The organism is Frankia sp. KB5 (assembly GCF_002099325.1).
Lineage (GTDB): Bacteria > Actinomycetota > Actinomycetes > Frankiales > Frankiaceae > Frankia > Frankia casuarinae.
On sequence record NZ_MRUJ01000296.1, the window covers coordinates 1 to 8,342 of the forward strand.

Sequence of the window (8,342 nt, forward strand, 5' to 3'; positions counted from 1 at the left end):
AACTCGTCGAGACCAACATCAAGAAGTTGGTTGCCAACAACGGCTGACAAAGGAATCAGAATCATGCTCCGCCAGCTGTTACCTGCGGACGGATCCGGAACCCGTCCGCAGGCGGGCACGTCACCGCGGGGCAAGCCGGCCCAGCACCGGCGGAAGCTCGCCGGAATACACCACGGTCAGGAAACGGGTGGCCCGGGTCAGCGCGACGTAGAGGTCGGCAAGCCCCCGGGTCGGCCCGGCCAGCAGCGCGGCCGGTTCCACCAGCACCACCGCGTCGAACTCGAGACCCTTGCTCTCCGCCACGCTCAGCACCGCCACCGGCGCGTCGAGAGCATTGCCGACGGCGCTGGCGGGGTCGACGGAGTCCGCCGCGACCGCCAAATCCGGGAGGGCTGCCATGAGGGCGCCGCGCAACCCCGGGATGTCCTGCGGGCGGCAGATCACGGCGACCCGCCCGTCACCGACCTCGCTCGCGGCCCGGCTCGCCGCGTACACCACGGCGGCGACGAGGTCCCCGGGATGCGCCTGGGCGACGGTCCGCCTGTCCTCCAGCGGACCAGTCTCGAGCAGACCAGTCCCGAGCAGACCGACGAGGCCCGAGACTTCGTCGGCCGTCACGTCGCCCACGCGCACCGCCGTCGGGGCACAGCCCACCGAACGCACCGAGAGGGGAACGGAGACCGTCGGGTCCTGCGCCCGCAGGACGTCGGCGGCGACATCCATGATCTCCTGAGGTGTGCGGTAGTTGACGCTGAGCCGCTCGACCGTGAACCGGTCGCCGACCGCGGGCCCCAGCAGCTCCCCCCAGGACGCCGGCGCGCCCGGCCGGGCGGTCTGGGCCAGGTCACCGACGAGGGTCGCCGTGCGTCCCGGGCAGCGCCGCCACAGCAGCCGCCACAACATCGGCGAGACCTCCTGGGCCTCGTCGACGATCAGGTGACCGAAGGTCCAGGTACGGTCCTCGCGGGCATGGTCGGCGGCACTGCGCCGCGCCCGCGGCCCGCTCCACCGCTCGGCGAGCGCCTCGGCGTCGACCTGCCCCTCGAGTCCGAGCATGTCCACCACGCCCCGGGCGTACTCGCGCTCCTCCTCGCGTTCCCGCTCGGCACGGCGGGCGGTCTCGCGGCCGGTCTCCTCGTCCGGGTCGCCGAGCAGCTCGGCGGCCTCGTCGAGCAGCGGCACATCGGCCGGAGTCCACGCCCGATCGGCCCGATCGACGGCCGCTGTACCCGCCGTACCCGCGCCGTCGCGCTGCACCGGGATCCGGGCGGACGCCGCGGCCGTCCGCCGGTCCTCGAGCAGGGATCGTTCCGCCGGGGTGAGCCGGCTACCCGCCGCGCGCGCCAGGGCCGCCGGATCGGCGAAGAGCTCCCCGAGGAGCCGCTGGGGGGTCAGCAGCGGCCAGAGGCCGTCGAGCGCCGTACGGACCCCCTCCTCCGACCACAGGTCCCGGGTGATCTGGCCACGTTCGTCGGCGTCGAGCAGCCCGCCCGGGATCTGGTTCACCACCTGGGTGGTCAGCTCAGCCAACAGCTCGCGCAGGAAGATCCGACGGGCCGAGTTGTGYGGGCGGCGGCTGCGCCGCGCCCGGGTGCGGGCCCGCGCGACCGTGTCGCGACCGAGGCGCAGCATGCGATCGTCGTAGGGGATGAGCACCTCTCGCCGCGGCAGCCGCTGCCGGTCCCTGACGGCGGCGGCGATGACCTCGACCATCCTCGGATCACCCTTGAGCGCCGCGGTCGCGACGTCCTCGACGCCGTGCGCGTCGACCCCGGGAAAGAGCCGTCCCGGCGTGGCGAAGATCACCCCGGTCTCCCCGAGGGAGGGCAGCACCTGGTCGATGTAGCGCAGGAACACCGGACTCGGCCCCACGACCAGCACGCCGGACTGGTCGAGCCGAGCCCGGTCGTTGTAGAGCAGATAGGCGGCACGGTGCAGCGCCACCGCGGTCTTACCGGTCCCCGGTCCGCCGTCGACAACGAGCACGCCGTTCGCCCGCGCCCGGATGATACGGTCCTGCTCGGCCTGCAGCGTGGCGATGATGTCGTGCATGCGCCCGGTCCTGGGCGCTGCCAGCGCCTCGAGCAGCATCGTGTCGCCGGACGCCGTCACCCCGCCGGACTTGCCCGTGGCCGTGCCGCTACCGGTGCCGGTGGCCATGTCGACCGGCAGGCTCAACGGGTCGTCGGCGATGCCGGTGACCTCCCGGCCCTTGGTCCGCAGATGACGCCGGCGCACCAGACCATGCGGATCGGCCAGCGTCGCCCGGTAGAAGGCGGTGGCCACCGGGGCCCGCCAGTCCACCAGGATCGGTTCCTGCCCGCTGTCGGACAGGCCGATCCGGCCGATGTACGTCCGGCGCCCGTCGGCGTAGTCCATCGCGCCGAAACACAGCCGCCCTTCGGCGGCGTCGAGGCGGGCGAGCCGGTCGGCGTGGGTCGCCGCGAACACGTCCCGTTCCACGAGTGATTGGGGGGTGCCCGTGCCACTTTCCAGCAGGACCCGGCGCAGCTGCCCACGGGTGATCTCGCGGACCTCGTCCAACCGGATGTACAGCGTGTCCAGGTACGCCTGTTCACGGGCGCGCTCGACGTCCTGCGTGGTCGGCACCGGCTCTCCCTCCCGGTCGCGGTCGGATTCTTGGATTGCGGCTTCCCGGGCTGCGAGCCAACGCCGTCAGGTGAGCCAGGAAGGGTAACAGCCCCTCCCCCGCAGATCTTCCGACCCGCCCGGTGACCCGGCTCTGGTGACCCCACCCTGGTAATGACATGTCCACGACAACGACGGCGTGTCCACGAACGACCACGGCGACCCCGGCGAGCCGGCCCGCGCCATCCGGCACGGCGGCCGGAATGCCGCATCATCGCTGTTCCAGGTTACGGATGTCCGGCGACGGGATACCCCGCAATGATCCACCTGGTGCGGGGTAGCGACCCACCTGATCCGAGGTAGCGAGCAGCCCGGGCGAAGGAGCCGTTTCCGGCGGTTCCTTCGCATCCACGGTGAACGGCATCCCGAGCTGGGGCGTCCACCGAGGTGATCAGACGCCCACCGAGGTGAGATGCTCCACCAGGGCGCTGTCGAAGGCCGGCAGATCGTCCGGCCTGCGGCTGCTGATCAGCGTGTTCGGCCCGGACCGGCAGATGACGACCTGCTCGTCCACGACCTCGGCCCCGGCGTTGCGCAGATCGGTGCGCAGGCTCGGCCAGCTCGTGATCCGCCGTCCGCGGACCACGTCCGCCTCGATCAGGGTCCACGGAGCGTGGCAGATCGACGCCACCGGGCGGCCGGCGTCGAAGAAGTACCGGACAAACTCGACAACACCCGGCTGCCACCGCAGCTCGTCCGGATTGGCGACTCCGCCGGGCAGCACCAGCGCGTCGAAGTCCGCGGGATCCGCCTCGGCGACCGTGATGTCGACCGGGAAGGTGTCCGCGGGGTTCAGGTGCCGGAACGCCTGCACCCTGCCTCCCTCCGTCGACACCAGCACCGGACTCAGGCCGGCCTGCTCGATGGCCTTCCACGGCTCGGTGAGTTCGACCTGCTCGACGCCCTCCGGCGCCACCAGAAACGCGATCTTGCGTTGAATCCTGTCGTCGTGCGTCGTCATCGACACGTCCTCCTACCTGACTCCTGCCTGCCTATCTGACTCCTGCCTGCCTGCTGCCTCGCCGGTTGGGGTCGGGACCGGACTGGCGTCAGGGCCTGCTCGCCGCCTCCCGCAGGTCGGTGACGTCGTGCTCGAGACGCGCCCGCACCAGCGCGGCGACCAGCCGCGGGAAGTCCTGCCGGCCAACCAGCGCGGCGAGCCTCGCCGGGTCGGTCGGCAGCCCGAGCGCTCCGGCCGTTCTCCGGGTGCGTTCGTCGAGGTAGGGCACCAGCTCGTCCCATCCGGCCTGCGCCTCGCGCAGGAAGATGTCGGCACCGACCGGCCCGATCCCCTTTATCTTCTGTAGCAGCTCTCGCTCCCGGTCCGGGGAGTGCTCGGCGGCATCCCGCAGCCGGCGGACATCACCGTCGTAGGTGTCCATCAGGGAACGGCAGGCCGCCTCCAACATCCGAGAGGTGCTCTCGTCGTAGCGCGCGTACCCGCTGCTGTTCAGCACCCGGGTACGGTCCTCCCAGGTCGCCTCGGCCATGGCGGCGGCGTCGGTCCAGCCGGCGTCCATCAGGGAACGGCAGGCGGCGACCGCGATCGACGTGCGGATCCGCGCGCTCGCGAGCAGGGCAAAGACGATCATCTTGAACATCGCCTCCGCGGTGTCAGCCGGCACGTCGGCGCCGATCTCGTCGGCGTAGGTCCGCCCATGCCGGGCGAGCAGTTCGGCGAGCACCGCTTCTGTGTCGGTTCCAGCCATGCAGTGGGACTACCCGCGATACCCGCCATCACTCCGCCCCGGCCATGCCGCCCCGGCGGGGCGGTACCCACCCACCACGTCCGCGGCGGTGTCTCGGGCCCGCTACCCGACGCCTCGCTACCCGACGCCCGACTTCCGCCTGCCGGCCGTTGGTCCACCCCCGGCTGTTCCCCTCGGCACATGCCCTCTACCCGGTCGGGAGGGCAGGCTGGGGGTAGACACTTGAGAGAAGGGAGGCTGAGATGTCCACCAAAGCAGCACGGTCCGCGCTGGTTCCCCTGACTCCCGACCTGGCTCGGGAGGTGGTCGCCGCATCCGCCGCAGCGCCGTCCATCCATAACACGCAGCCGTGGCGCTGGCGCCTGGAGGCAGGCCGGCTCACCCTTCTCGCCGACAGCACCCGCCAGCTCAAGGTCGCCGATCCCGAGGGCCGGCAGATGCTGTTGAGCTGCGGAGCGGCGCTGTTCAACGCCCGGCTGGCGCTGCGGGCCCGCGGCGAGGTCCCCGTGGTGGAGCCGCTACCCGACGGCGTTGACGACTTCCGCTCCGCTCCGCTCGCCACCATCTCGGTGATCGGCCATCAGCCTGCCGAGGACGACGAGCGGGCGTTGGCCGATGCCATCCCGCGGCGGCACACCGATCGCCGGCCGTTCGACGACCAGCCGTTGCCGACCGAGGTAATCAGCCGCCTGCGTGCCGCGGCCGAGGCGGAGGGCTGCTGGCTTACCGCGCCGATCGACCCGGAGCTGCGCGTCCAGGTCAGCGTCCTGCTGTCCCGGGCGGACTGGATCGAGGCGCACAACGCGGCCTACCGGGAGGAACTGGCCTCGTGGAGTCGAACGGGGTCCACGTCGGCCGACGGCATCCCGCGCAGCGCAGTCGTCCACACCGACGCCCCGCGCCAGTCCGAGTTTCCGATGCGGGACCTCGACGTGGTCGGCGAGGCGGGGACCGTGCTGGACGAGACGGATGTGGAACGGCCCGGCATCCTGATCATCGGCACCGATACGGACACGACCGCCGACCGGCTGCGCGCCGGGCAGGCGATGCAACGTGTGCTGCTCACCGCCACCTTGCTCGGTCTCGCCTCGTCGCCGATGTCGCAGGCGATCGACGTCGAGGGCATGCGGGAGCAGTTCCGCGGCACCACCAGCGGTCTCGGGCACGTCCAGATGATCCTGCGGGCCGGCTATCCCGAGCCGGGTGCGCAACCGCTCGGCCCCACTCCCCGCCGGGACGTTGACGAGGTCCTGGAGGTCGTCGGGTCGAATGATCGGGCGTAGCACCGTTCGGCTCCGTTCGAGACCGACCGTGCACGGCTGACCACCCATGGCCGGCCGTGCGCGGTCAGCCGTTCACGTTCAGCCGTTCACGTTCAGCCGTTCAGCGTCCCTTCCTGACACATTTGGCGAAGGCCGCACAGATACGGGGTTGCGTGGGCCGCCAGCCGCTTTGATCGGGACCAGACCGGGTCGCCGGTGGACCGACCGGCAATCGGAGATGCCGCGAGGTCCGCGACGGCTCGGCCGTGACTCGGGGGGTTCCCGGGGACGCGACGCGGCGTTCCCGGGAGACTCCCCCGCCCGGACCTTGGCCAGCCCCGGTCGGCCCCGGTCAGATCCCGACCGTACCCTGGTCGGCCCCCGGCCGACGAGGTGGCAGGACGTGACCGGAGGACGGAAGCCACGCGGGTGCCGAATGCCTGTCGCTGCATTGACATCGAGGTGGCGGGGGCTATCGGGGCCCCGACGGCCCGGTGCCCGGTCACTCTCGCCTAAGATTTTCCCAGCGGTTGACCGTAATGGTTGATCGGGAAATTCCATGATGGATCAAGAGTCGGTGCGCGTCCACCGGCGGGCCCGCGACCTGCGCGGCGTTCCCGGGCGAGGCCGCGGTCGGCACGCGGCGGGTGGGGGTACAGGTCGATGATGTCATCGGATGCGGGTGTGGCGGCACGATCCGCCCCCCTTGGCCCGGACGACCCCCACGAGCTCGGCTCGTACACGCTGCTGGGCAAACTCGGCCAGGGTGGAATGGGCATGGTCTATCTGGGCCGCTCCGGGAAGGGCCGGCTCGTCGCCATCAAGGTGATCCGGAACGAGGCCGTCGGAAACCCCGAGTTCCGAGCCCGGTTCCGGCTGGAGGCCGAGACCGCCCGGCGAGTCGCCCGGGTCTGCACCGCCGAGGTGCTCGACGCCGATCCGGACGCCGAGTGGCCCTACCTGGTCACCGAGTTCATCGAGGGCGAGACCCTCGCCCGGTACGTCCAGCGCAACGGCCCGCTCGCCGATGCCAACCTCGAACAACTCGCGGTCGGCGTGGCCGCGGCGCTCACCGCCATCCACAGCGCCGGGATCGTGCACCGCGACCTCAAGCCCGCGAACGTCATCCTCTCACCGTTCGGCCCTCGGGTGATCGACTTCGGTATCGCCCGGGCAGTGGACGCCGGCAGCAACCTCACCGGCGATCTCCAGCAGCTCGGGACGCCGGCGTTCATGTCCCCGGAGCAGATCGAGAGCCGGCCGATCACCTCGGCGGTCGACATCTGGGCATGGGGTGGCCTCGTCGCCTTCGCCGCCACCGGGCACTACCCCTTCGGTGAGGCCTCGGCGCAGGTGCTGCTCTACCGCGCCCTACACGAGGAACCGCAACTCGACGACGTCGACCCGGCGCTGCGCCCGATCGTCTGGCACGCGATGCGCAAGGACCCGAGTACCCGCCCGAGCGCCCAGCAGCTCATGCTGCGCCTGCTCGGCGACCCGTCGGGCACCGGCCCGGACGCCGCCGCCGCCGTCAACCCGCAGGACGTCACGAACGTCCTGCAGGGCTGGAAGCTGCCGGTGCCCGGCCCAGGCGCCCCGGCCACAGGCACCCCTGCCACAGGCAGCACCGGGCCCCACGGGGCCGGATTCCCCGCGCCGGCAGCGGCCCCCGTCAGCAGCGGTTACACCGTCGACCAGGACGCCCCGACCCGGCTACCCGCCAGCGCCGGGGGTCCCGGGGGTCCCGGGGGCGGTGGAGCCGATGGCCCCGGCCGGCAGGGCGGCACGGGCAGGAGCAGGAACCGCACCCCGCTGCTCGTCGGTGGAGGTGTCGTGGTCGTCGGCGCGATCCTCGCGGGAGTATTCGCCCTCAGCGCGGGTGGTGACGGCGGCTCCGGGACCGACGCGGCCAATCCGGCCACCGTCTCCGGGGCTCCGGCCACATCGACCCAATCGGCCCAATCGGCGGCCTTCACGCTGCCCAGGGCGGCCCAGCCGCTTGGCAAGGACACCCTCGTCTACGCGTCCAACCGCAACGGCAACTACGACCTGTTCACCGGGCAGGTCACGGACAACGGGCCGCTCGCGAACGACAAGCCGATCGTCACCGGTCCGGACCAGGAGATGCTGCCCGCGATCAGCAGCGATCGCAAGACGATCGTCTACTTCAAGAAGGGCAGCCCGAATACGCTGCAGGCGATCGCCGCCGATGGCTCCGGGAAACCGGTACAGCTGTTCACCTTGGGCCCGGCCGCCAAGCTGACGATCGCGGACGACGCCCGGCCCTCGCTCTCCCCCGACGGCGGCTTCCTGGTCATCCGTTCCACCACGGATCAGACCGGAACGCTGAACCCCGGCCTGTATGTGGTGAAACTGGACGGCTCGAGCGTGCGACGGCTCAACGCGAAGCCACAGGCGACCGACCCCGCCTGGTCGCCGGATGGCGAGCGGATCGCCTACTGGTCGAACAGTACCGGTGGCAACCGCGGCTTCATCGTGGTGATCCCGACCCAACCGGATGCCCAGCCGACCCCGATCACGCAGGATCAGGGTAACGGGGACTCGGACCCGGTCTGGTCCCCGGACAGCAGAAAGATCGCTTTCACCCGAGCGAAGAACGGCGATCTGGAGATCTTCGAGATGAACTCGGACGGCACCGACGCCCGGCAGCTCACCCGGGTGCGCGGGGACGACCAGGACCCGGCCTACGCGCCGGACGGTC

The 8,342-nt window shown here is 71.4% G+C and carries 5 protein-coding genes; 2 read left to right on the forward strand and 3 right to left on the reverse strand.

Annotation, left to right across the window (positions count from 1 at the left end; all coding sequences use genetic code 11):
• Window positions 1-120: 120 nt before the first annotated feature.
• The 3 genes from KBI5_RS22735 to KBI5_RS22745 all read right to left on the reverse strand — a co-directional run bounded on the left by KBI5_RS22735 (window position 121) and on the right by KBI5_RS22745 (window position 4,358).
• The gene (locus tag KBI5_RS22735; protein WP_011435404.1) at window positions 121-2,610 is read right to left on the reverse strand and encodes an ATP-binding domain-containing protein; all 2,490 of its coding nucleotides are present in this window, start codon (window positions 2,608-2,610) and stop codon (window positions 121-123) included.
• 430 nt (window positions 2,611-3,040) lie between these two features.
• Entirely contained in the window at window positions 3,041-3,610 is a 570-nt protein-coding gene (locus KBI5_RS22740; RefSeq protein ID WP_011435403.1) for a type 1 glutamine amidotransferase domain-containing protein, read from the reverse strand.
• Window positions 3,611-3,698: 88 nt separating this feature from the next.
• Window positions 3,699-4,358, reverse strand: coding sequence for a hypothetical protein (locus KBI5_RS22745; RefSeq protein ID WP_011435402.1), 660 nt, complete (start codon window positions 4,356-4,358; stop codon window positions 3,699-3,701).
• 242 nt (window positions 4,359-4,600) lie between these two features.
• Here KBI5_RS22745 and KBI5_RS22750 point away from each other — a divergent pair, with 242 nt between their 5' ends.
• Window positions 4,601-5,641 carry a nitroreductase family protein gene (locus tag KBI5_RS22750; protein WP_011435401.1) on the forward strand — a complete coding sequence of 347 codons (1,041 nt, stop codon included), beginning with the start codon at window positions 4,601-4,603 and terminating at the stop codon, window positions 5,639-5,641.
• A gap of 642 nt (window positions 5,642-6,283) precedes the next feature.
• On the forward strand, window positions 6,284-8,342 hold a 2,059-nt coding region (locus tag KBI5_RS22755), incomplete at its 3' end, for a protein kinase (RefSeq protein ID WP_085016406.1).